General features: G+C 69.7%; 21 protein-coding genes. 9 read left to right on the top strand and 12 right to left on the bottom strand.

Translation table 11 applies throughout. From position 1 onward, the window contains the following. Positions 1-80: 80 nt before the first annotated feature. From ACWDR3_RS40265 to ACWDR3_RS40230, 8 genes are read right to left on the bottom strand one after another with little or no spacing between them, the layout of a single operon-like run. Complete coding sequence (locus ACWDR3_RS40265) at positions 81-413, bottom strand: metal-sulfur cluster assembly factor (RefSeq protein WP_402347064.1); 333 nt, start codon at positions 411-413, stop codon at positions 81-83. Further along, positions 410-877, bottom strand: a complete 468-nt coding sequence (gene sufU / locus ACWDR3_RS40260) for a Fe-S cluster assembly sulfur transfer protein SufU (RefSeq protein ID WP_124004480.1) — start codon at positions 875-877, stop codon at positions 410-412. Before sufU ends, ACWDR3_RS40265 begins: the two co-directional genes overlap by 4 nt. Positions 878-895: 18 nt before the next feature. Then, complete coding sequence (locus tag ACWDR3_RS40255; protein ID WP_450357563.1) at positions 896-2,170, bottom strand: cysteine desulfurase; 1,275 nt, start codon at positions 2,168-2,170, stop codon at positions 896-898. Then, entirely contained in the window at positions 2,167-2,931 is a 765-nt protein-coding gene (sufC, locus tag ACWDR3_RS40250; protein WP_359605352.1) for a Fe-S cluster assembly ATPase SufC, read from the bottom strand. The genes ACWDR3_RS40255 and sufC overlap by 4 nt, the downstream gene beginning before the upstream one ends. Positions 2,932-2,938: 7 nt before the next feature. Beyond that, a complete protein-coding gene (locus ACWDR3_RS40245; RefSeq protein WP_401728059.1) occupies positions 2,939-3,268 on the bottom strand; it encodes a non-heme iron oxygenase ferredoxin subunit in 330 nt (109 codons plus the stop codon). Continuing rightward, positions 3,268-4,452 (bottom strand): Fe-S cluster assembly protein SufD, encoded by a 1,185-nt coding sequence (gene sufD / locus ACWDR3_RS40240; protein WP_450357562.1) that lies wholly within the window; start codon positions 4,450-4,452, stop codon positions 3,268-3,270. Before sufD ends, ACWDR3_RS40245 begins: the two co-directional genes overlap by 1 nt. Before the next feature lie 56 nt (positions 4,453-4,508). Beyond that, positions 4,509-5,933, bottom strand: a complete 1,425-nt coding sequence (gene sufB, locus ACWDR3_RS40235; RefSeq protein ID WP_124004476.1) for a Fe-S cluster assembly protein SufB — start codon at positions 5,931-5,933, stop codon at positions 4,509-4,511. Continuing rightward, positions 5,930-6,691, bottom strand: coding sequence for a helix-turn-helix transcriptional regulator (locus ACWDR3_RS40230; protein ID WP_450357561.1), 762 nt, complete (start codon positions 6,689-6,691; stop codon positions 5,930-5,932). The genes sufB and ACWDR3_RS40230 overlap by 4 nt, the downstream gene beginning before the upstream one ends. 171 nt (positions 6,692-6,862) lie before the next feature. Between ACWDR3_RS40230 and ACWDR3_RS40225 the strand changes: the two genes are divergently transcribed. The 4 genes from ACWDR3_RS40225 (at position 6,863) to ACWDR3_RS40210 (ending at position 10,542) form a co-directional block, all read left to right on the top strand. Further along, positions 6,863-7,729, top strand: a complete 867-nt coding sequence (locus ACWDR3_RS40225) for an aminoglycoside N(3)-acetyltransferase (RefSeq protein ID WP_450357560.1) — start codon at positions 6,863-6,865, stop codon at positions 7,727-7,729. A gap of 10 nt (positions 7,730-7,739) precedes the next feature. Next, positions 7,740-8,663, top strand: a complete 924-nt coding sequence (locus ACWDR3_RS40220) for an ABC transporter ATP-binding protein (protein WP_450357559.1) — start codon at positions 7,740-7,742, stop codon at positions 8,661-8,663. A 47-nt stretch (positions 8,664-8,710) separates the two neighbouring features. Continuing rightward, positions 8,711-9,427, top strand: coding sequence for an ABC transporter permease (locus ACWDR3_RS40215; RefSeq protein ID WP_450357565.1), 717 nt, complete (start codon positions 8,711-8,713; stop codon positions 9,425-9,427). Between the two features lie 95 nt (positions 9,428-9,522). Further along, the gene (locus ACWDR3_RS40210; protein WP_450357564.1) at positions 9,523-10,542 is read left to right on the top strand and encodes a COX15/CtaA family protein; all 1,020 of its coding nucleotides are present in this window, start codon (positions 9,523-9,525) and stop codon (positions 10,540-10,542) included. Here ACWDR3_RS40210 and ACWDR3_RS40205 read toward each other — a convergent pair. The 4 genes from ACWDR3_RS40205 to ACWDR3_RS40190 form a co-directional block, all read right to left on the bottom strand. Then, entirely contained in the window at positions 10,497-11,243 is a 747-nt protein-coding gene (locus ACWDR3_RS40205) for a nucleotidyltransferase domain-containing protein (protein WP_450357558.1), read from the bottom strand. The two genes, ACWDR3_RS40210 and ACWDR3_RS40205, sit on opposite strands and share 46 nt — an antisense overlap. A gap of 52 nt (positions 11,244-11,295) precedes the next feature. Continuing rightward, on the bottom strand, positions 11,296-12,402 hold the full coding sequence (locus tag ACWDR3_RS40200) for an amidohydrolase family protein (RefSeq protein WP_450357557.1): 1,107 nt from the start codon (positions 12,400-12,402) through the stop codon (positions 11,296-11,298). Between the two features lie 102 nt (positions 12,403-12,504). After that, positions 12,505-12,864 (bottom strand): hypothetical protein, encoded by a 360-nt coding sequence (locus ACWDR3_RS40195; protein ID WP_450357556.1) that lies wholly within the window; start codon positions 12,862-12,864, stop codon positions 12,505-12,507. An 88-nt stretch (positions 12,865-12,952) separates the two neighbouring features. After that, positions 12,953-13,906 (bottom strand): heme o synthase, encoded by a 954-nt coding sequence (locus ACWDR3_RS40190; RefSeq protein WP_450357555.1) that lies wholly within the window; start codon positions 13,904-13,906, stop codon positions 12,953-12,955. Between the two features lie 407 nt (positions 13,907-14,313). Here ACWDR3_RS40190 and tkt point away from each other — a divergent pair, with 407 nt between their 5' ends. From tkt to pgl, 5 genes are all read left to right on the top strand, one after another. Next, positions 14,314-16,401 (top strand): transketolase, encoded by a 2,088-nt coding sequence (gene tkt / locus ACWDR3_RS40185; protein ID WP_450357554.1) that lies wholly within the window; start codon positions 14,314-14,316, stop codon positions 16,399-16,401. A gap of 32 nt (positions 16,402-16,433) precedes the next feature. Further along, on the top strand, positions 16,434-17,552 hold the full coding sequence (gene tal, locus ACWDR3_RS40180) for a transaldolase (RefSeq protein ID WP_450357553.1): 1,119 nt from the start codon (positions 16,434-16,436) through the stop codon (positions 17,550-17,552). 4 nt (positions 17,553-17,556) lie between these two features. Beyond that, positions 17,557-19,095 (top strand): glucose-6-phosphate dehydrogenase, encoded by a 1,539-nt coding sequence (zwf, locus tag ACWDR3_RS40175; protein ID WP_450357552.1) that lies wholly within the window; start codon positions 17,557-17,559, stop codon positions 19,093-19,095. Further along, entirely contained in the window at positions 19,092-20,216 is a 1,125-nt protein-coding gene (gene opcA / locus ACWDR3_RS40170) for a glucose-6-phosphate dehydrogenase assembly protein OpcA (protein ID WP_450357551.1), read from the top strand. The genes zwf and opcA overlap by 4 nt, the downstream gene beginning before the upstream one ends. Further along, the coding region (pgl, locus tag ACWDR3_RS40165) for a 6-phosphogluconolactonase (protein WP_450357550.1) at positions 20,213-20,955 on the top strand (743 nt) is incomplete at its 3' end. The genes opcA and pgl, both read left to right, overlap by 4 nt.

The raw sequence follows: 20,955 nt of genomic DNA, 5'->3' as shown, positions 1-20,955 counted from the left end.
TATGTTCCCTCGTAGGGCATAACGGACGCCATGGGCATGCCAGAACGCCTTCTGACCTGCGCTTTGAGAGCCAGGTCAGCTCAGACGTTGAACCCCAGCGCCCGAAGCTGCTCCCGACCGTCGTCCGTGATCTTGTCCGGACCCCACGGCGGCATCCAGACCCAGTTGATGCGCAGCTCGTTGACGAGGCCGTCCGTGGCGGACTTGGCCTGGTCCTCGATGACGTCGGTCAGCGGACAGGCCGCCGAGGTCAGCGTCATGTCGATGGTCGCGATGTTGGCGTCGTCGATGTGCACTCCGTAGATGAGGCCGAGATTGACGACGTCGATACCCAGTTCGGGGTCGACCACGTCGAGCAGGGCCTCGCGGACCTCCTCCTCGGAGGCGGGCTTGATCTCCATCGTCTCGCTCATGCGGTCTTCCTTTCGGCTTCGGCTCCGCCCAGGGCCTGGGCCGTCGCGTCCTTCCACGCCATCCAGCTCAGGAGGGCGCACTTCACCCGTGCCGGGTACTTGGAGACACCGGCGAACGCGATCGCGTCCTCCAGCACCTCCTCCATCTCGTCGTCGGGCTCGATGCGGCCCTTGGACTGCATCAGCTCCAGGAAGGTCTCCTGGATCCGCCGGGCCTCGGTCAGCTCCTTGCCGACCAGCAGGTCGTTGAGGACGGACGCGCTGGCCTGGCTGATCGAGCAGCCCTGGCCCTCGTACGAGACGTCCTCGATGGTCGAGCCGTCGTACTTCACTCGGAGGGTGATCTCGTCGCCGCACGTCGGGTTCACGTGGTGCACCTCGGCGTCGCCATCCCGCAAGCCCCGCCCGTGCGGGTGCTTGTAGTGATCCAGGATGACTTCCTGGTACATCGAATCCAGCTTCACGGTCTCAGCTCACGTCCCTCAGCCGAAGAAGTTCCGAACGTGCTCCAGTCCGTCGACCAGAGCGTCGATCTCGGCCGGCGTGGAGTACAGATAGAACGACGCTCGCGTGGTCGCAGGAATTCCGTACCGCAGGCAGACCGGCCGTGCGCAGTGATGACCGACCCGTACCGCGATGCCCTCCTCGTCGAGGACCTGGCCCACGTCGTGCGGGTGGATGTCACCGAGCGTGAAGGAGATCGCCGCGCCCCGGTCCTCGGCCGTGGTCGGGCCGATGATCTTCAGGTCGGGGACGTCCAGCAGGCGCTTGACCGCGTACTCCGTGAGCGCGTGCTCATGGGCGAGGATCTTGTCCATGCCGATCGCGGAGAGGTAGTCGATCGCCGCGCCGAGGCCGACCGCCTGGGCGATCGGCGGGGTGCCCGCCTCGAACTTGTGCGGGGCGGGGGCGTACGTCGACGAGTGCATCGACACGGTCTCGATCATCTCGCCGCCGCCGAGGAAGGGCGGGAGGTCCTCAAGGAGCTCCTGGCGGCCCCAGAGGACGCCGATGCCCGTCGGACCGCACATCTTGTGGCCGGTGAAGGCCACGAAGTCGGCCTGGAGGGCCTGGACGTCCAGCGGCATGTGCGGCGCGGCCTGCGAGGCGTCGATCAGGACCAGGGCCCCGACCTCCTGCGCGCGGCGCACGATCTTCTCGACCGGGTTGACCGTACCGAGGATGTTGGAGACCAGGACGAAGGAGACGATCTTCGTCTTCTCCGTGATGATCTCGTCTATGTTCGACAGGTCCAGCCGGCCGTCGTCCGTGAGGCCGAACCACTTCAGCTTCGCGCCCGTGCGCTGCGAGAGCAGCTGCCACGGCACGATGTTGGAGTGGTGCTCCATCTCCGTGATGACGATCTCGGTCTCGTGGTCCACGCGGTAGGGCTCGTCGGCCCAGCCCAGCATGTTGGCCACGAGGTTGAGCGACTCCGAGGCGTTCTTGGTGAAGATCACCTCGTCGCGGGAGGGCGCGTTGATGAACTCGGCGACCTTGTCGCGCGCGCCCTCGTACAGCGCCGTGGCCTCCTCGGCGAGCACATGCACACCGCGGTGGACGTTGGCGTTGTAGCGCTCGTAGTACTCGTTCAGGGCGTCGAGCACCTGGCGCGGCTTCTGCGAGGTCGCCGCGTTGTCCAGGTACACGAGCTTCTTACCGTCGTGGACCGTGCGGTCCAGGATGGGGAAGTCCTTGCGGATCGCCTCGTCGAGCAGCTGGGAAGTACCCGTGAGGAGGCCCGGCGTCTGTGTCACGCTGATACGCCACCCTTCGTGTAGACCTCGTAGCCCTCGTTCTCCAGCTTGTCGGCGAGCTCGGCGCCGCCGGACTCGACGATCCTGCCGCCGGAGAAGACGTGCACGAAGTCGGGCTTGATGTAGCGCAGGATGCGCGTGTAGTGCGTGATCAGCAGCGTGCCGACCTCACCGGTCTCGCGGACCCGGTTGACGCCCTCGGAGACGACGCGCAGGGCGTCGACGTCCAGGCCGGAGTCGGTCTCGTCGAGGATCGCGATCTTCGGCTTGAGCAGCTCCAGCTGGAGGATCTCGTGGCGCTTCTTCTCACCGCCGGAGAAGCCCTCGTTCACGTTGCGCTCGGCGAAGGCGGGGTCCATGGAGAGGCGCTCCATGGTCTCCTTGACCTCCTTCACCCACGTACGCAGCTTGGGGGCCTCGCCGCGGATGGCGGTGGCGGACGTACGCAGGAAGTTGGAGACCGAGACGCCGGGGACCTCGACCGGGTACTGCATCGCGAGGAACAGGCCGGCGCGGGCGCGCTCGTCGACGGACATCTCCAGGACGTCCTCGCCGTCGAGGGTGACGGTGCCGCCGGTGATCGTGTACTTGGGGTGGCCCGCGAGCGAGTAGGCGAGCGTCGACTTGCCGGAGCCGTTCGGGCCCATGATGGCGTGCGTCTCGCCCTGCTTCACGGTGAGGTCGACGCCCTTGAGGATCTCCTTCGTGGCGTTGTCGGCCTCGACGGTGACGTGCAGGTCGTGGATTTCAAGCGTTGCCATGGGTTCCTCAGGACTCCTGGGTGAGGGAGACGAGCACGTCGTCCCCTTCGATCTTTACGGGGTATACGGGGACGGGGCGCGTCGCGGGCAGGCCGGACGGTTTGCCGGTGCGGAGGTCGAACGCGGAGCCGTGCAGCCAGCACTCGATCTGACAGTCCTCCACCTCGCCCTCGGAGAGCGAGACGTTCGCGTGCGAGCAGATGTCGTTGATCGCGAACACCTCCCCCTCGGTCTTCACGACCGAGACCGGCGTGCCGTCGAGCTCCACCCGCTTGGGGGTGTCGTCCTCCAGCTCGCCCAGCCCACAGACGCGTACGAACGTCGACGAGGCAGTCATCAGACCGACGCCTCCAGCTCCTCGTCGATCTTCTCCAGCAGGCGCGCCTCGATGTCGTCGACGCCGATCTGCTGGACCAGCTCGGCGAAGAAGCCGCGGACGACCAGGCGCCGGGCCTCGTCGGCCGGGATGCCGCGGGCCATCAGGTAGAAGAGCTGCTCGTCGTCGAAGCGGCCGGTCGCCGAGGCGTGGCCCGCGCCGACGATCTCGCCGGTCTCGATCTCCAGGTTCGGCACCGAGTCGACCCGGGCGCCGTCCGTGAGAACCAGGTTGCGGTTCATCTCGTACGTGTCCGTGCCCTCGGCCGTGGCCTCGATGAGCACGTCGCCGATCCACACCGCGTGCGCGCCCTCGCCCTGCAGCGCGCCCTTGTACATCGCGTTGGACTTGCAGTGCGGGGTGTTGTGGTCGACGAGGAGGCGGTGCTCCTGGTGCTGGCCGGAGTCGGTGAAGTACAGCCCGAACAGCTCGGCCTCGCCGCCGGTGCCGGCGTAGGCGACGCGCGGGTGCAGCCGTACGAGGTCGCCGCCGAAGGTGACGACGAACGACTTGAAGGTGGCGTCGCGGCCGATCAGCGCGTTGTGCTGGCCGACGTGCACCGCCTTGTCGTCCCAGTCCTGGACGGAGACGACGGTCAGCTTGGCGCCGTCCCCGAGGAGGTAGTCGACGTTGGCGGCGAGGACCGCGTCACCGGTGTGGTCGATGACGACGACGGCCTCGGCGAAGGCTCCGAGCTCCACGACCTGGTGGCCGTAGGCGACCCCGCCCTCGCCGTGCACGGCGATCCGGATGGGCTCGGCGAGGACCGTCTCCTTGGGGACGGTGATCACGCCGGCCTGCTCGAACGCCGAGTACGCCTGGGCGGCGACGCGGTCCACGGGGATGCCCGCCCTGCCGAGGCGGGCGTCGTCGCGGCCGACGGTCTCGACGGTGACGCCCTCGGGGGCCACCACGTCGACCTTGACGCCGGTGCCGGTGGCGACCGCGGTGCCGTCGTGCAGCCCGCGCAGCCGCTCCAGCGGCGTGAACCGCCACTCCTCCTCGCGGCCGTGGGGGACCGGGAAGTCCGCCACGTCGAAGGACGGGGGCGCGCTCATGCGCGTGGCGACGGTCGACTCGGCGGCCACCGCGATCGATCCGGCGGTGGTGGAGGACCCCACCGTGGAGTTCTGAGCCTCAGCCATGGCTGTCGTAGTGCTCGCTTTCTGATGTCAGGACGTGTGCGGGCCGGTGGCCGGGGTCAGCCGACCGAGCCTTCCATCTGCAGCTCGATCAACCGGTTGAGCTCCAGGGCGTACTCCATCGGCAGCTCCTTGGCGATCGGCTCGACGAAGCCGCGCACGATCATCGCCATCGCCTCGAACTCGCTCAGACCGCGGCTCATCAGGTAGAAGAGCTGGTCCTCGGAAACCTTGGAGACGGTCGCCTCGTGGCCCATGGACACGTCGTCCTCGCGGACGTCCACGTACGGGTACGTGTCCGAGCGGGAGATCGTGTCGACGAGCAGCGCGTCACAGAGCACGTTCGACTTGGAGCCGTGCGCGCCCTCGCCGATCTCGACGAGACCGCGGTAGGAGGTACGGCCACCGCCGCGCGCCACCGACTTGGAGACGATGTTGGAGGACGTGTTCGGCGCCATGTGGACCATCTTGGAGCCGGCGTCCTGGTGCTGGCCCTCGCCCGCGAAGGCGATGGAGAGGGTCTCGCCCTTGGCGTGCTCGCCCATCAGGTAGACGGCCGGGTACTTCATCGTCACCTTGGAGCCGATGTTGCCGTCGATCCACTCCATGGTCGCGCCCTCGTAGGCGACGGCGCGCTTGGTGACCAGGTTGTAGACGTTGTTCGACCAGTTCTGGATGGTCGTGTAGCGGCAGCGGGCGCCCTTCTTCACGATGATCTCGACCACCGCGGAGTGCAGGGAGTCCGACTTGTAGATCGGCGCCGTACAACCCTCGACGTAGTGGACGTAGGCGTCCTCGTCGACGATGATCAGCGTCCGCTCGAACTGGCCCATGTTCTCCGTGTTGATGCGGAAGTAGGCCTGGAGCGGGATCTCGACGTGCACGCCCTTCGGCACGTAGATGAAGGAACCGCCGGACCACACGGCCGTGTTGAGCGACGCGAACTTGTTGTCGCCGACCGGGATGACGGTGCCGAAGTACTCCTTGAAGAGCTCCGGGTGCTCCTTCAGCGCGGTGTCGGTGTCCAGGAAGATGACGCCCTGCTCCTCCAGGTCCTCACGGATCTGGTGGTAGACGACCTCGGACTCGTACTGGGCCGCGACACCGGCGACGAGGCGCTGCTTCTCCGCCTCGGGGATGCCGAGCTTGTCGTACGTGTTCTTGATGTCCTCGGGCAGGTCCTCCCAGGACTCCGCCTGCTTCTCCGTGGAACGCACGAAGTACTTGATGTTGTCGAAGTCGATGCCGGAGAGGTCGGAGCCCCAGTTCGGCATGGGCTTCTTCTCGAACAGGCGCAGGCCCTTGAGCCGGAGCTTGGTCATCCACTCCGGCTCGCTCTTCTTGCCGGAGATGTCCCGGACGACGTCCTCGTTGATGCCGCGCTTTGCGGAGGCACCGGCCACGTCGGAGTCGGCCCAGCCGTATTCGTACGTACCCAGACCCTCGAGCTCGGGGTGGGCAGTCTCCTCGATGGGGAGCGTCATGCGGGGTTCCTCCCGGCGGTACGTGCAGATGCGTTCTGGCTATGGATTTGCGTCTTGGAAATCTTTGGGATGAACGTCGTGCAGACGCCGTCGCCGTGCGCGATGGTCGCCAGTCGCTGGACGTGGGTTCCGAGCAGTTGGGAGAAGATCTCCGTCTCCGCCTCGCAGAGTTGCGGGAACTTCTCCGCGACGTGGGCCACCGGGCAGTGGTGCTGGCAGAGCTGCTCACCCTGTTGCGGGAGGGGCGCGCTGCGCGCCGTAGCAGCGTACCCGTCCGCGCTCAGCGCCCTGGCCAGGGCCTCGGTCCGCTCCTCGGGGGCGGCGGCCTCGATGGCCGCGCGATAGGCGGCGGCCTGCTCGGCGATCCGCGCGCGGGCGAAGGCGACGACCGCCTCGTCCCCGCCGAACCGCTCCTGGATCCAGCGCAGGGCGTCCGCGGCCAGCTTGTCGTAGGACTGGTCGAAGGCGTCCCGGCCGCAGTCGGTGAGGGCGAAGACCTTCGCGGGACGTCCGCGGGTCCGTGCCCCGTACACCCGCTGCTCGCGGGCCTCGACGACCTCGTCGGCGACCAGGGCGTCCAGGTGCCGCCGTACGGCGGCCTGGGTCAGCCCGAGCCGCTCGGCGAGCGCGGCGACGGTCGACGGCCCGTGGTCCAGGATGGATCGCGCGACACGGTTGCGGGTGGACCGCTCACCGGTCGCGAGCTCCTCCTGAGGGGCCCCCGTGGGGGTCTCCCGAGCCTCGCCGACGTTTTTCACAACGCCATTGTTGCGTAATTCCTCAGGACCGGGCAACCCACGTCCCGGCCGGTGGACGGTGCCCTGCGTCACTTAGGCATACCTAATCTGACCTGCGAAAACGATCTTTGATCGATCAGCCGCGGCCAATTCGGTGGCGCCGCGGGACCCCGTGCGCGACACTCCGGAACCATGGCGATACCCCCTCCGACCGGCCCACTTGTCACCCGCGACACAGTCGCCGCACAGCTGCGCCTGCTGGGTGTCGAGACCGGCGAGACCCTCCTTCTGCACTCCTCCCTCAGCAGCCTCGGCTGGGTCTGCGGGGGTGCCGTGGCGGTCGTCCAAGGAATTCTCGACACGCTCGGACCGAGCGGCACGCTGGCCGTCCCCACCCAGTCCGGCGACCTCTCGGACCCGGCGCTGTGGGGAAATCCGCCGGTGCCGGAGGAGTGGTGGGAGCGGATCCGGGCCTCGATGCCCGACTACGACCCGCTGATCACGCCCTCGCGCGGGGTCGGCGTGATCCCGGAGACCGTACGGCGCTGGCCGGGCGCGCTGCGCAGCGCGCACCCCCAGACCTCGTTCGCCGCGCTCGGTCCGCGGGCCGCACGGATCGTCGACGGCCACGCGCCGGACTGCCGCCTCGGCGAGCGCAGCCCGCTGGCCCGCTTGGAGGAGCTGCACGCGCGCGTGCTGCTGCTCGGGGCCGGCTACGACACGTGCACGAGCTTCCACCTCGCCGAGTACCGCATCCCGTCCCCGCTGGTCCGGGTCGGCCGCCCTGCGCCGGGCGGGGGCTGGGAGACGGTGACCGAGGTGTCGATCAGCTCGGAGCGGTTCGACGAGCTGGGCCACGACTTCGAGCGGGACCGGCCCGTCGTACGGGGGACGGTGGGCGCGGCCGACGCGCGGCTGTTCCCGGTCGCGGACGCGGTGGCGTACGCCGAGCGGTGGCTCGCGCTGCACCGGCCGCGCGAGGAGGAGCTGTCGGTGGGTGGAGATCCGCGGGGTGGAGATCCTGCACCCGCCCGTCCGGGGCGCGGACCGCGTACCTAGACTCGCCATCATGCGAAGTGAGCCCGTGGTCCAGGTGCAGGCCCTGGTGAAGCGGTACGGCACGAAAACCGCTGTGGACGGCCTCGACCTGACGGCCCGGGCGGGCGTGACCGCCGTACTCGGCCCGAACGGCGCGGGCAAGACGACCACGGTCGAGACCTGCGAGGGGTACCGCAAACCGGACTCCGGCACGGTACGCGTCCTGGGCCTCGACCCGGTGCGTCAGGCCCGTGAACTGCACCCTCGGATCGGCGTGATGCTGCAGTCCGGCGGGGTCTACTCGGGCGCGCGGGCCGACGAGATGCTGCGGCACGTGGCGAAGCTGCACGCCGATCCGCTGGACGTGGACGCCCTGATCGAGCGGCTCGGCCTCGGCGGCTGCGGCCGTACCACCTACCGCCGGCTCTCCGGCGGCCAGCAGCAGCGGCTCGCGCTCGCGATGGCGGTCGTGGGCCGTCCGGAGCTGGTGTTCCTGGACGAGCCGACCGCGGGCCTGGACCCGCAGGCCCGCCGGGCGACCTGGGACCTGATCCGCGACCTGCGCCGGGACGGCGTCTCGGTCATCCTCACCACGCACCACATGGACGAGGCCGAGCAGCTCGCCGACGATGTGACGATCATCGACGCCGGCCGGGTCATCGCCCACGGCTCCCCCGAACAGCTGTGCCGCGGCGGCGCCGAGAACACCCTGCGCTTCACCGGCCGCCCGGGCCTCGACGTCGGCTCCCTGCTCAAGGCGCTCCCCGCCGACTGCACGGCCGTCGAACTGACGCCGGGCTCCTACCGCGTGGGCGGCAAGGTCGACCCGCAGCTGCTCGCGACGGTGACGTCCTGGTGCGCGCAGCACGGGGTGATGCCGGACCGCATCTCGGTGGAACGCCACACCCTGGAGGACGTCTTCCTGGAACTGACCGGCAAGGAGCTGCGTTCGTGAGTGTCGGTACGTACACGCCGAGGCCCGGCGCCGCCCCGCTCCCCCGCATGATCGCGGCCCAGGCGGCCCTGGAAACCAAGATGCTGCTGCGCAACGGCGAACAGCTGCTGCTCACCGTCGTGATCCCGACCCTCCTGCTGGTGCTGTTCAGCGCGGTGGACATCGTGGACACCGGCGCCGGCAAGTCCGTCGACTTCCTCGCGCCCGGAATCCTGGCGCTCGCCGTGATGTCGACGGCGTTCACCGGCCAGGCCATCGCCACCGGCTTCGAGCGCCGCTACGGCGTTCTGAAGCGGCTGGCCTCCTCCCCGCTCCCGCGCTGGGGCCTGATGACCGCGAAGACGCTGTCGGTACTGGTCACCGAGGTCCTCCAGATCGTCCTGCTGACGGTGATCGCCTTCGCGCTCGGCTGGTCCCCGCACGGCAACCCGGCGGCCGTCCTGCTCCTCCTCGTCCTCGGCACCGCGGCCTTCTCGGGCCTCGGCCTGCTGATGGCCGGCACCCTCAAGGCGGAGGCGACCCTCGCCGCCGCCAACCTGGTCTTCCTGCTGCTGCTCGTGGGCGGCGGGGTGATCGTGCCGATGGACAAGTACCCTCAGGGCGTCCAGGACGTCCTGGGCCTGCTGCCCATCTCCGCCCTCTCCGACGGCCTGCGGGACGTGCTCCAGCACGGCGCCGGCATGCCGTGGGGCGACCTGGGGATTCTGGGCGTGTGGGCGGTCGTGGGACTCGCGGCGGCCGGCAGGTTCTTCCGCTGGGAGTGAGCATGGGCGAGAGCATGGGCGTGAGCAAGGGAGTGAGCAGGAGCACCCGCCCCATCCCGGACCCTCGTGAATACGTGCACAAGCGGCGCCCTACGATGGTGCGCGTGCCGAACCTGACCCTCGCCGACGCTCTGTCCGCCGCGCGCAACCCCCTCGCCTTCATCGCCGCACGCTGGACGCCGACCCCGCGGACGGTCCAGCGGGCGGCCCTCGCCGCGCTCGTCATGTCGGTGGTGATCGTGGTCACCGGCGGTGCGGTGCGGCTGACCGGCTCCGGGCTGGGCTGCCCGACCTGGCCCAAGTGCACCGACGACTCGCTCACCACCACCGGCGCGATGGGCGTGCACGGCGTGATCGAGTTCGGCAACCGCATGCTGACCTACGTGCTGTGCGCGGCCGTCGGCTGGGCGATCATCGCCGCCCGCTCCGAGAAGCCGTACCGGCGCTCGCTGACCCGGCTGGGCTGGGCGCAGTTCTGGATCGTGATGAGCAACGCGATCCTCGGCGGCATCGTGGTGCTGGTCGGCCTCAACCCGTACACGGTCGCGGCGCACTTCCTGCTCTCCTCGGGCCTCATCGCGGTCGCCACGGTGATGTGGCAGCGCACCCGCGAGGGCGACGGTCAGCCCCGTCCGCTGGTCGGCCAGCCGGTGCGGCAGATGGTGTGGTTCCTGGTCGCCGCCGCCGTGCTGCTGATCGCGGTGGGCACGGTGGTGACCGGCTCGGGCCCGCACGCGGGCGACTCCAGCGAGGTCGAGCGGATGCCGCTGGACTGGGAGACGGTCAGCAAGCTGCACGCGGTGCTGGCCTGGATCGTGGTCACGCTGACCTTCGCCCTGTGGTTCGTCCTCAAGGCGGTCGACGCCCCCCAGGGCCCGCTGCACCGCACCCGCGACCTCTTCCTGGTCCTGCTCTCCCAGGGCGTCATCGGCTACGTCCAGTACTTCACCAACCTCCCCGAGTTCCTGGTCGGCCTGCACATGCTCGGCTCGGGCCTGGTGTGGATCGCGGTACTGCGGGTGCTGCTGGCGATGCGCGAACGGCCGGACGCCGAGATCGAGTTGCCGGATCAGGCGTACGCGGCCACGAGCCCGTCGATCGCCGGCCCCAGGTAGTTCCGGGTCAACTCGCCCCGACGCACCGCCCACTCCTCGGTGACCGGCGCCGGCCGCTCCTCGTAGCGCCGCCGCCTGATGTCCTCCACCACCTCGACAGGCGCGCCCAGTTCGGGCAGCAGGTCGAGCGCCTCACGCTTGGAGATCAGCCGCCCGTCCTCCAGCGTGGCGCTCGCGCGGGCGAAGGTCGTCATCCCTACGTCGACCCAGGGATCCTCGGTCCACAGACTCGCCCGCTCCACGTGCGGTCGCCAGAACTCCCGCTGATCGCGCACGACGAAGTCGGCCAACTCCCGGTCCGACACCTCCGGAAGCAGATCCGCGGGCGCGAGCCCGTGCAACACCCGCCCGAAGGCGTGCAGTTCACGCCGGGTGACCGGGGTGACGGGCCGGCGCATCAACTGGTCGTGGGCCCAAGTGAGATGAGCACGATCGGCATCGGCGGTGGGCGCGGGCGTCAGATAGCTGCAGTGCAGCTTGACGGCCAGCGGTTCGGCCGCGCGCAGCCGGGGGTGCAGCGTCGCGATCCGCCATACGGTGCCCAGGGCCGCGGGCCGGTCGAGCACCGCGATCAGGTCCAGGTCGCTGCGGCCCTCCTGGTAGTCGCCGCCCGCGAGGGATCCGTGCGCCCACACGGCCAGGGGACGCAGCGGGGCCAGGTCGTCGAGGAAACGGTCGAGCAGAGCGTCGGTCGTCGTCACCCGAGACAGTCTGGACAGCCCACTCGGATCCGTACACCCCCCCGCACTCCGCTCAGTCCAGCCCGTACACCCGCCGCGCATTCCCCGCCGCCACCATCCCCGCCACCCGTTGCGCGTCCGCCAGGGACCACGCGCCCTCGGCGACCCAGCCGCCCAGGACTCGGCCGAGGGCCTCGCGGAAGAGGCGGGCGGCGACGACGTGGAGTTCGGGGAGGCCGTGGGCGCCGCTGGAGAAGAGGATCTTGCCGAAGGGGGTCAGCTCCAGGATCTCGGCGAGGATCGTCGCGGCGCGGGCGCCGGTGCGCACGAGGGCGGCACCCGAGTCGGCGTACACGTGCGGGAAGACGCCGGCGAGGTGGGCGGCGTGGCGGTGGTAGGGGTAGCCGTGCAGGAGGACCAGGTCGGTGCCGAGGCCGGCCGTGGCGCGGACGAAGTCCGTCAGCAGGACCGGGTCCGTGCGGTCGATGCGGGCCCCGGGCTCCCCCAGCCCCGCGTGCAGTTGGAGCGGGAGCCCCGAGGCGACGGCGATCCACAGCAGGTGGCGCAGCAGGACCGGGTCGCTCAGCTCGCCGCCGACCCGGCGCCCGGCCAGCCACCGTCCGGCCGCGCCCCGCACCTCGCCGGGTCCCGGCGGCTCGGGCGCCAGCGCCAGTCCGTGCCGCAGCCCCGCGACCGAGGTGAAGGCGACCGCGTTCGCGGCGGCGCCGTGCACCGACTCGGCGAGGTTGGCGAGGAAGGACTCGACGGTCCCGGAGGTGTCGGCGACCTGCTCGGCCAGTAACTCCAGACGGACGATCTCACGGGCCTCGGCGGCACCGGCGGAGGCCAGTTCGTCGGGGCAGGTGAGGTCGCCGGGCAGTCCGGTGTCGACCAGGTAGGTGGTGATGCCGCTGCCCCGCAGCAGCCTGCGGCCCGCTTCCAGCACGCCCAGTTCCCGGCGCCGGGCGAGATAGCGGGCGGGCGGGCAGTGCGGTTCCAGACCGAGCAGCGGCGGACACCAGCGTCGTACGGCGAAGCCCGTCTGGGTGTCGAAGAGGGTGGTGCCGGGCGCGGGCGGGCCCGCGGTGCGGGCGAGTTGGGCCTCGAAGGTGCCCAGGCCCAACTCCGTTCTGAGGACACCGTGGCAGTACTGGTCCACGAGGGACGGCGTTTCGATCATCCGGACTCCCCGTGCTGGACCGTGCACTCCGTACAGGTCCTAACGGGTGAACCGGCTGCGAGGTGTTGCTGGGACACACCCCGTGCGAATCGCCGAAGGGCGTCAGCTGTTGCGCGGGCCGCCGACCTGGATCCCCGCCATACGGGTCCACTCGTACGGGCCAGTCTTCACCTTGGCCGCGAACTCGCCGTCGAAGGACTCGTGGACCGTGATGCCGGACTTCGCCACGGCCTGCTCGGCGAGTTCGTAGGAGGGGGCCACCAGGTCGCCCCAGCCGCCGTCCTCGCCGACGAGCACGATGCGGGCGCCTCGCTCGCCGATGTAGGCCACCTGGCCCTCGGCACCGCCGTGCGCCTTGGCGAAGGCGTCGATCCGCCCGGCGAGCTTCGCGACCTTGCGCTCGGCCTTCACATCGGCCTTCGCGTCGGCCTGCTGGGTGTCTTCCTGCTGCGTGTCTGCCATGGCCAGGATGCTACTCACCGGTAGATCGACAGGCGAGGGCAGGGCGCTGTGACGTACGTCAGTGCGTATGTCAGTACGGGCGCGGGCGTCAGCGCAGGAAGGGGTCCACCGCGATCGCCACGAACAGCAGCGAGACGTAGGTGATGGACCAGTGGAACAGCCGCATCTCCTTGAGCTTGCCGCCCGTCACCTCGGCCTTCGCGCGGTTCTGCAGGCCGTGCGCCTCCCACAGCCACCAGCCGCCCGCCACCAGGGCGACGGACGTGTAGAACCAGCCGGTGTAGCCGAGGGGGGTGAGGAGGAGGGAGACAGCCACCATCACCCAGCTGTAGATGACGATCTGCTTGGCGACGACCTTGTTGGAGGCGACGACCGGCAGCATCGGCACGCCCACGCGCGCGTAGTCGTCCTTGACCTTCATGGACAGCGGCCAGTAGTGCGGCGGCGTCCAGAAGAACATGACGAGGAAGAGGATGACAGGCGCCCACGACATGGAGTTGGTGACCGCGGACCAGCCGATCAGCACCGGCATGCAGCCGGCGATGCCGCCCCAGACGATGTTCTGCGAGGTACGGCGTTTGAGGATCATCGTGTAGACGACGACGTAGAAGAGGAGCGCCCCGAGGGAGAGCCAGGCCGACAGCCAGTTGACGGTGAGGCCGAACAGCAGGGTGGAGACGATCGCGAGGGAGATGCCGAAGGCGAGGCACTCGCGCGGGCTGACCATGCCGGTGACCAGCGGGCGCTGCGAGGTGCGGTCCATCAGGGCGTCGATGTCGCGGTCGATGTACATGTTCAGCGCGTTGGCACCGCCCGCCGAGAGGTAGCCGCCGAGGCAGGTCAGCAGCACCAGCGTCAGATCGGGCACGCCCTGCTGGGCGAGGAACATCACCGGAACGGTGGTGATGAGCAGGAGCTCGATGATCCTCGGCTTGGTCAGCGCCACGAACGCCTTGACACGGGCCCCGAACGGCCGGTGACTCGGGCTCTGGCTCGCACCGAGCACACCCGCTGGACGGGATTCGACGGCCGTCACGCACACCCCTACAGAGACATCCCAGCAGACCTCTCCCGTGTGAAGTCCCGGTAAAGGCCCGCGCGTACCACGCCACTCTAGACGTTGCCCATACCCCGGAACTCGCGGGGGTCGGGTCGTGTTGGGAGGGGTCCCCCACCAGGGGCGCAGGGGCCTCTCATCGGCCTTCCGGAAGATCGCACGGCAGCTCGATTGAGCAGTCCGACGAACGGCTCCGTATTCAGGTTCCGAATGCGATCCGGACCAGTCGGGAGGCGGATCCTCGATAGTCCCGGCAGTCTGGAATGACTCGAAAAAATGCACGTTCTTACAGGGGTAGGCTCGACAACGGCCGGTGGGCGCCCCCGTGCACCGGCATTCGACTGCACCGGCATTCGACATGTGTGACATGTGGAGAGGAGCCCTGACTCAGGGTGAGCACCAAGCCGACCACCACAGACCTCGAGTGGACCGAGTTGGACCAGCGGGCCGTGGACACCGCCCGCGTCCTGGCCGCCGATGCCGTACAGAAGGTCGGCAACGGCCATCCTGGTACGGCGATGAGCCTGGCTCCTGCCGCGTACACCCTCTTCCAGAAGGTGATGCGGCACGACCCGGCCGACCCCCAGTGGGTCGGGCGCGACCGTTTCGTGCTGTCCGCCGGCCACTCGTCCCTGACCCTCTACACGCAGCTCTACCTGGCCGGCTTCGGCCTGGAGCTGTCCGACCTGGAGTCCTTCAGGACCTGGGGTTCCAAGACCCCCGGGCACCCGGAGTACGGCCACACCAAGGGTGTCGAGACGACGACCGGCCCGCTGGGCCAGGGTGTCGCCAACGCCGTGGGCATGGCCATGGCCGCCCGCTACGAGCGCGGCCTGTTCGACCCGGACGCGCCGCAGGGCGAGTCCCCCTTCGACCACTTCATCTACGCGATCGCCGGTGACGGCTGCCTCCAGGAGGGCATCTCCGCCGAGGCGTCCTCGATGGCCGGCCACCAGGAACTGGGCAACCTGATCCTGCTGTGGGACGACAACCACATCTCGATCGAGGGCGACACCGAGACGGCCGTCTCGGAGGACACCGTCAAGCGCTTCGAGGCGTACGGCTGGCACGTCCAGCGCGTGGCCCCGAAGCCGGACGGGGACATCGACCCGCACGCCATCTACAACGCCATCGAGGCCGCGAAGAAGGTGACGAACAAGCCGTCGTTCATCGCGATGCGCTCGATCATCGCCTGGCCCGCGCCGAACGCGCAGAACACCGAGGCCGCGCACGGCTCGGCGCTCGGCGCCGACGAGGTCGCGGCCACCAAGCGCGTCCTGGGCTTCGACCCGGAGAAGTCCTTCGACGTCTCCGACGAGGTCCTCAAGCACACCCGCCAGGCGCTGGAGCGGGGCCGCGAGGCGAAGGCCGCGTGGGACCCGTCGTACCAGCAGTGGCGCACGGCCAACCCGGAGCGCGCGGCCGAGTACGACCGCATCTCCAAGGGTGAACTGCCCACCGGCTGGGAGGAGAAGCTCCCGGTCTTCGAGACCGGCAAGGGTGTCGCCACCCGTGCCGCGTCCGGCAAGGTGCTGCAGGCGCTCGGTGCCGTCATCCCCGAGCTGTGGGGCGGCTCCGCCGACCTGGCCGGCTCGAACAACACGACCATCGACAAGAACAGTTCGTTCCTGCCGGCCGACAACCCGCTGCCGGAGGCGGACCCTTACGGGCGCACGATCCACTTCGGCATCCGCGAGCACTCGATGGCCGCCGAGATGAACGGCATCACCCTGCACGGCAACACCCGTGTCTACGGCGGTACGTTCCTCGTCTTCTCCGACTACATGCGCAACGCGGTACGGCTGTCGGCGCTGATGCACCTGCCGGTGACGTACGTGTGGACGCACGACTCCATCGGTCTCGGTGAGGACGGCCCGACCCACCAGCCGGTCGAGCACCTGGCCTCGCTGCGCGCCATCCCGGGCCTGAACGTGGTCCGCCCGGCCGACGCCAACGAGACCGTGATCGCCTGGCGCGAGGTGCTGCGCCGCTACACCAAGGTCTTCGGCGAGGGCGCCCCGCACGGTCTGGCGCTGACCCGCCAGGGTGTGCCGACGTACGACGCCAACGAGGACACGGCGAAGGGCGGTTACGTCCTGTTCGAGGCCGACGGGGGCACGCCCGAGGTGATCCTGATCGCCACCGGTTCCGAGGTGCACGTGGCCGTCGAGGCGCGCGAGCAGCTCCAGGCGGACGGGGTGCCGACGCGAGTCGTGTCCATGCCGTGCGTGGAGTGGTTCGAGGACCAGGACCAGGGGTACCGGGACAGCGTGCTGCCGCCGAGCGTGCGCGCGCGGGTCTCGGTGGAGGCGGGCATCGGTCTCACCTGGCACAGGTTCGTCGGGGACGCCGGTCGCATCGTTTCCCTGGAGCACTTCGGTGCTTCGGCCGACGGAAAGGTCCTCTTCCGCGAGTTCGGCTTCACTGCCGAGAACGTGGCCGCCAAGGCCCGCGAGTCCATCGCCGCCGCCCAGCGCTGACGCCCACATACGACACGTAGGAGAGTAATTCCATGACAGACGCACTCAAGCGCCTCTCCGAGGAGGGCGTCGCGATCTGGCTGGACGACCTGTCGCGCAAGCGGATCACGTCCGGCAACCTCGCGGAACTGATCGACCAGCAGCACGTCGTGGGCGTCACCACCAACCCGACGATCTTCCAGAAGGCGATCTCGTCGGGCGACGGCTACGACCAGCAGCTGTCGGACCTCGCCGCGCGCAAGGTCACCGTCGAAGAGGCCATCCGCATGATCACCACGGCGGACGTCCGCGACGCCGCCGACATCCTGCGCCCGGTCTACGACACCACCGACGGCCAGGACGGCCGGGTGTCGATCGAGGTCGACCCGCGCCTGGCGCACAACACCAAGGCGACCGTCGCCGAGGCCAAGCAGCTGGCCTGGCTGGTCGACCGCCCCAACACCCTGATCAAGATCCCGGCCACCAAGGCGGGTCTGCCGGCGATCACCGAGGTCATCGGCCTCGGCATCAGCGTGAACGTGACGCTGATCTTCTCGCTGGAGCGCTACCGCGAGGTCATGGACGCCTACCTGGCCGGCCTGGAGAAGGCCAAGGAGCGCGGCCTGGACCTGTCGAAGATCCACTCGGTGGCGTCCTTCTTCGTGTCCCGCGTGGACACCGAGATCGACAAGCGGCTGAACGCGCTGGGCACCGACGAGGCCAAGGCGCTGCGCGGCAAGGCCGCCGTCGCCAACGCCCGTCTCGCCTACCAGGCCTACGAGGAGGTCTTCTCGACCGCTCGCTGGAGCCCCCTGGAGAGCGCGGGCGCCAACAAGCAGCGTCCGCTGTGGGCCTCGACCGGTGTGAAGGACCCGGCCTACAAGCCGACCCTGTACGTCGACGACCTGGTGGCGCCGAACACGGTGAACACCATGCCGGAGGCGACCCTGCAGGCCACCGAGGAGCACGGCGACATCACGGGCAACACCATCGCCGGCACCTACGTACAGGCCCGTGCCGACCTCGACGCCGTCGAGAAGCTCGGGATCGCGTACGACGACGTGGTCCAGGTCCTGGAGGACGAGGGCGTCGAGAAGTTCGAGGCGTCCTGGACCGACCTGCTCGACTCGACCGAGGCGGAGCTCCAGCGCCTCGCCCCCTCGGAGGGCTGAGGTTTTGGCTCCTACTCCCGGTTCCGGAGCGAACCCGCTCCGTGACCCCGCCGACCGACGGCTCCCGCGTATCGCGGGGCCGTCGGGCCTGGTCATCTTCGGTGTCACGGGCGATTTGTCACGCAAAAAGCTCATGCCCGCCGTGTACGACCTCGCCAACCGAGGTCTGCTGCCGCCGGGCTTCTCCCTGGTCGGGTTCGCCCGCCGCGAGTGGCAGAACGAGGACTTCGCGCAGGAGGTCCACGACGCGGTCAAGGAGCACGCCCGCACCCCGTTCCGCGAGGAGGTCTGGCAGCAGCTCATCCAGGGGATGCGCTTCGTCCAGGGCACCTTCGACGACGACGATGCCTTCGAACGACTGCGCGGCACCATCGAGGAGCTGGACAAGGCACAGGGCACGGGCGGCAACTTCGCCTTCTACCTGTCGGTGCCGCCGCGCTCCTTCCCGGTGGTCATCCAGCAGCTGAAGAAGCACGGTCTGGCCGACCAGACCGGTGGCTCCTGGCGGCGCGCGGTCATCGAGAAGCCCTTCGGCCACGACCTGAAGTCGGCCGAGGAGCTCAACGCGACGGTCGAGGACGTCTTCGCCCCCGACCAGGTCTTCCGCATCGACCACTACCTCGGCAAGGAGACCGTCCAGAACATCCTGGCGCTCCGCTTCGCCAACACGATGTTCGAGCCGATCTGGAACCGGTCCTTCGTGGACCACGTGCAGATCACCATGGCCGAGGACATCGGCATCGGCGGCCGGGCCGGCTACTACGACGGCATCGGCGCCGCCCGTGACGTCATCCAGAACCACCTGCTCCAGCTCATGGCCCTCACGGCCATGGAGGAGCCGGCCTCCTTCGACGCGGACGCGCTGGCCGCCGAGAAGACCAAGGTGCTCGGCGCGGTGAAGCTGCCCAAGGACCTGGGCCGGGACACCGTGCGCGGACAGTACGCGGCGGGCTGGCAGGGCGGCGAGAAGGCGGTCGGCTACCTCCAGGAAGACGGCATCGACCCCAAGTCGAAGACCGACACCTACGCGGCCATCAAGGTCGAGGTGGACAACCGCCGCTGGGCGGGCGTCCCCTTCTACCTGCGCACCGGCAAGCGGCTCGGCCGACGCGTCACCGAGATCGCGGTCGTCTTCCAGCGGGCCCCGCACTCCCCCTTCGACCACACGGCGACGGAGGAGCTGGGCAAGAACGCGATCGTGATCCGCGTCCAGCCGGACGAGGGCGTCACGGTCCGCTTCGGCTCCAAGGTGCCGGGCACCTCGATGGAGATCCGGGACGTCTCCATGGACTTCGCCTACGGCGAGTCCTTCACGGAGTCCAGCCCGGAGGCGTACGAGCGGCTCATCCTCGACGTCCTGCTGGGCGACTCGAACCTCTTCCCGCGCACGGAGGAGGTCGAGCTGTCCTGGAAGATCCTCGACCCGATCGAGGAGTACTGGGACACCAACGGCAAGCCCGCCCAGTACCCGTCCGGGACCTGGGGCCCCGTCGAGGCGGACGAAATGCTGGAGCGAGACGGACGGAGCTGGCGCCGGCCATGAAGATAGACCTCACGGACACCACGGCCAGCAAGATCAACAAGGCGCTGGTGCAGGGCCGCCGGGCGATCGGCACGCCGGCCGTCGGCATGGTGCTCACGCTGGTCATCGTCACGGACGAGGAGAACGCGTACGACGCCCTCAAGGCGGCGAACGACGCCTCGCACGAGCACCCCTCGCGCACCCTGGTGGTCGTCAAGCGCGTCTCCCGCTCCCCCCGCGACCGCACCGCGTCCCGCCTGGACGCCGAGGTCAGGGTGGGCGCGGACGCGGGCACCGGCGAGACGGTGATCCTGCGGCTGTACGGCGAGATCGTGGACCACGCCCAGTCGGTCGTCCTGCCGCTGCTGCTGCCGGACGCCCCGGTGGTGGTCTGGTGGCCGGTGAACGCGCCCATCGACCCGGCGAGCGACCCCCTGGGCGCCCTCGCCCAGCGCCGGGTGACGGACACCTACGCCTCGGAGCAGCCGGTACGGGACCTCACGGCCCGCGCCGACACCTACACCCCGGGCGACACCGACCTCTCCTGGACCCGCATCACGCCCTGGCGCTCGATGCTGGCCGCCGCGCTCGACCAGGTCGTCTGCGAGGTCGAGACGGTCGAGGTGGAGGGCGAGGAGTTCAACCCGAGCTGCGAGCTGCTGGCGATGTGGCTCGCGGACCGCCTCGACGTGCCGGTGAAGCGGTCGCTGTCGTCGGGCCCCGGTCTGACGGCGGTGCGCATGCACACCGACAGCGGGCCGATCGTGCTGGACCGGGCGGACGGCTCGCTGGCGACGCTCTCCATCCAGGGCCAGCCCGACCGTGCGGTGGCGCTCAAGCGCCGGGACACGGCCGAGCTGATCGCGGAGGAGCTGCGGCGGCTGGACCCGGACGACACGTACGCCTCGGCGCTGCGGTTCGGCGTGGAGCGCCTCAACGCGCCCGCGGCCGTCTCCGCGACGGCTCCGGCGGCTGCGGTGCCTTCTGCGTCTTCGGTGCCTTCTGCGTCTTCCGAGGAGGTGGAGTCGCCGGCCAAAGGAGCACGGGCCGGAGACGAAACCCCTGACGAGGGCGTTGCGGAAGCTGCCGGGCCGGAAGCGGCGGCGGAGGCACCGGTGAAGAAGAAGGCGGCGGCGAAGTGAACACTCCGCAGCTGGTCGTGCACCGCGACAAGGAACTGATGGCGCAGGCCGCCGCGGCCCGTCTCATCACGAAGGTCGTGGACGCGCAGGCCTCCCGGGGCTACGCGTCCGTGGTGCTGACCGGCGGCCGCAACGGCAACGGGCTGCTCGCGGCCCTGGCCGGCCAGCCCGCCCGGGACGCGGTCGACTGGGGCCGGCTCGACCTGTGGTGGGGCGACGAGCGGTTCCTGCCGGAGGGCGATCCGGAGCGGAACGACACGCAGGCCCGCGAGGCCCTGCTGGACTCCGTACCGCTGGATCCGAAGCGCGTGCACGCCATGCCCGCGTCCGACGGTCCCTACGGCGACGATGTCGAGGCGGCGGCCGAGGCCTACGCCGAGGAGCTGGCGCGGGCCGCCGGTCCCGAGAACCACGGCTCGGTGCCGACGTTCGACGTGCTGATGCTGGGCGTCGGTCCGGACACCCATGTGGCGTCCCTGTTCCCGGAGTTGCCGGCGGTGCGGGAGACGCAGCGCACGGTGGTCGGGGTGCACGGCGCGCCGAAGCCTCCGCCGACCCGGGTCTCGCTGACCCTGCCTGCCATTCGCTCGGCCCGTGAGGTGTGGCTGCTCGCGGCGGGCGAGGACAAGGCGGAGGCGGCGGCCAGGGTGAGCATCATGGCGCGCCGCGGAGCGCACGGCGGCCGACCCCGAGGCCCTCGGCATCGTGATCGGCGGCTCGGGCAACGGCGAGCAGATCG

Source organism: Streptomyces sp. NPDC001002, assembly GCF_053599215.1.
This window is presented reverse-complemented; position numbering and strand designations above follow the sequence as displayed.

Coding starts and splice junctions, on each gene's coding strand:
- ACWDR3_RS40265 (WP_402347064.1), bottom strand. CDS start 413: ATGAGCGAGACGATGGAGATCAAGCCCGCCTCCGAGGAGGAGGTCCGC.
- sufC (WP_359605352.1), bottom strand. CDS start 2,931: ATGGCAACGCTTGAAATCCACGACCTGCACGTCACCGTCGAGGCCGAC.
- ACWDR3_RS40245 (WP_401728059.1), bottom strand. CDS start 3,268: ATGACTGCCTCGTCGACGTTCGTACGCGTCTGTGGGCTGGGCGAGCTG.
- sufD (WP_450357562.1), bottom strand. CDS start 4,452: ATGGCTGAGGCTCAGAACTCCACGGTGGGGTCCTCCACCACCGCCGGA.
- sufB (WP_124004476.1), bottom strand. CDS start 5,933: ATGACGCTCCCCATCGAGGAGACTGCCCACCCCGAGCTCGAGGGTCTG.
- ACWDR3_RS40225 (WP_450357560.1), top strand. CDS start 6,863: ATGGCGATACCCCCTCCGACCGGCCCACTTGTCACCCGCGACACAGTC.
- ACWDR3_RS40220 (WP_450357559.1), top strand. CDS start 7,740: ATGCGAAGTGAGCCCGTGGTCCAGGTGCAGGCCCTGGTGAAGCGGTAC.
- ACWDR3_RS40215 (WP_450357565.1), top strand. CDS start 8,711: ATGATCGCGGCCCAGGCGGCCCTGGAAACCAAGATGCTGCTGCGCAAC.
- ACWDR3_RS40210 (WP_450357564.1), top strand. CDS start 9,523: ATGGTGCGCGTGCCGAACCTGACCCTCGCCGACGCTCTGTCCGCCGCG.
- ACWDR3_RS40200 (WP_450357557.1), bottom strand. CDS start 12,402: ATGATCGAAACGCCGTCCCTCGTGGACCAGTACTGCCACGGTGTCCTC.
- ACWDR3_RS40195 (WP_450357556.1), bottom strand. CDS start 12,864: ATGGCAGACACGCAGCAGGAAGACACCCAGCAGGCCGACGCGAAGGCC.
- tal (WP_450357553.1), top strand. CDS start 16,434: ATGACAGACGCACTCAAGCGCCTCTCCGAGGAGGGCGTCGCGATCTGG.
- opcA (WP_450357551.1), top strand. CDS start 19,092: ATGAAGATAGACCTCACGGACACCACGGCCAGCAAGATCAACAAGGCG.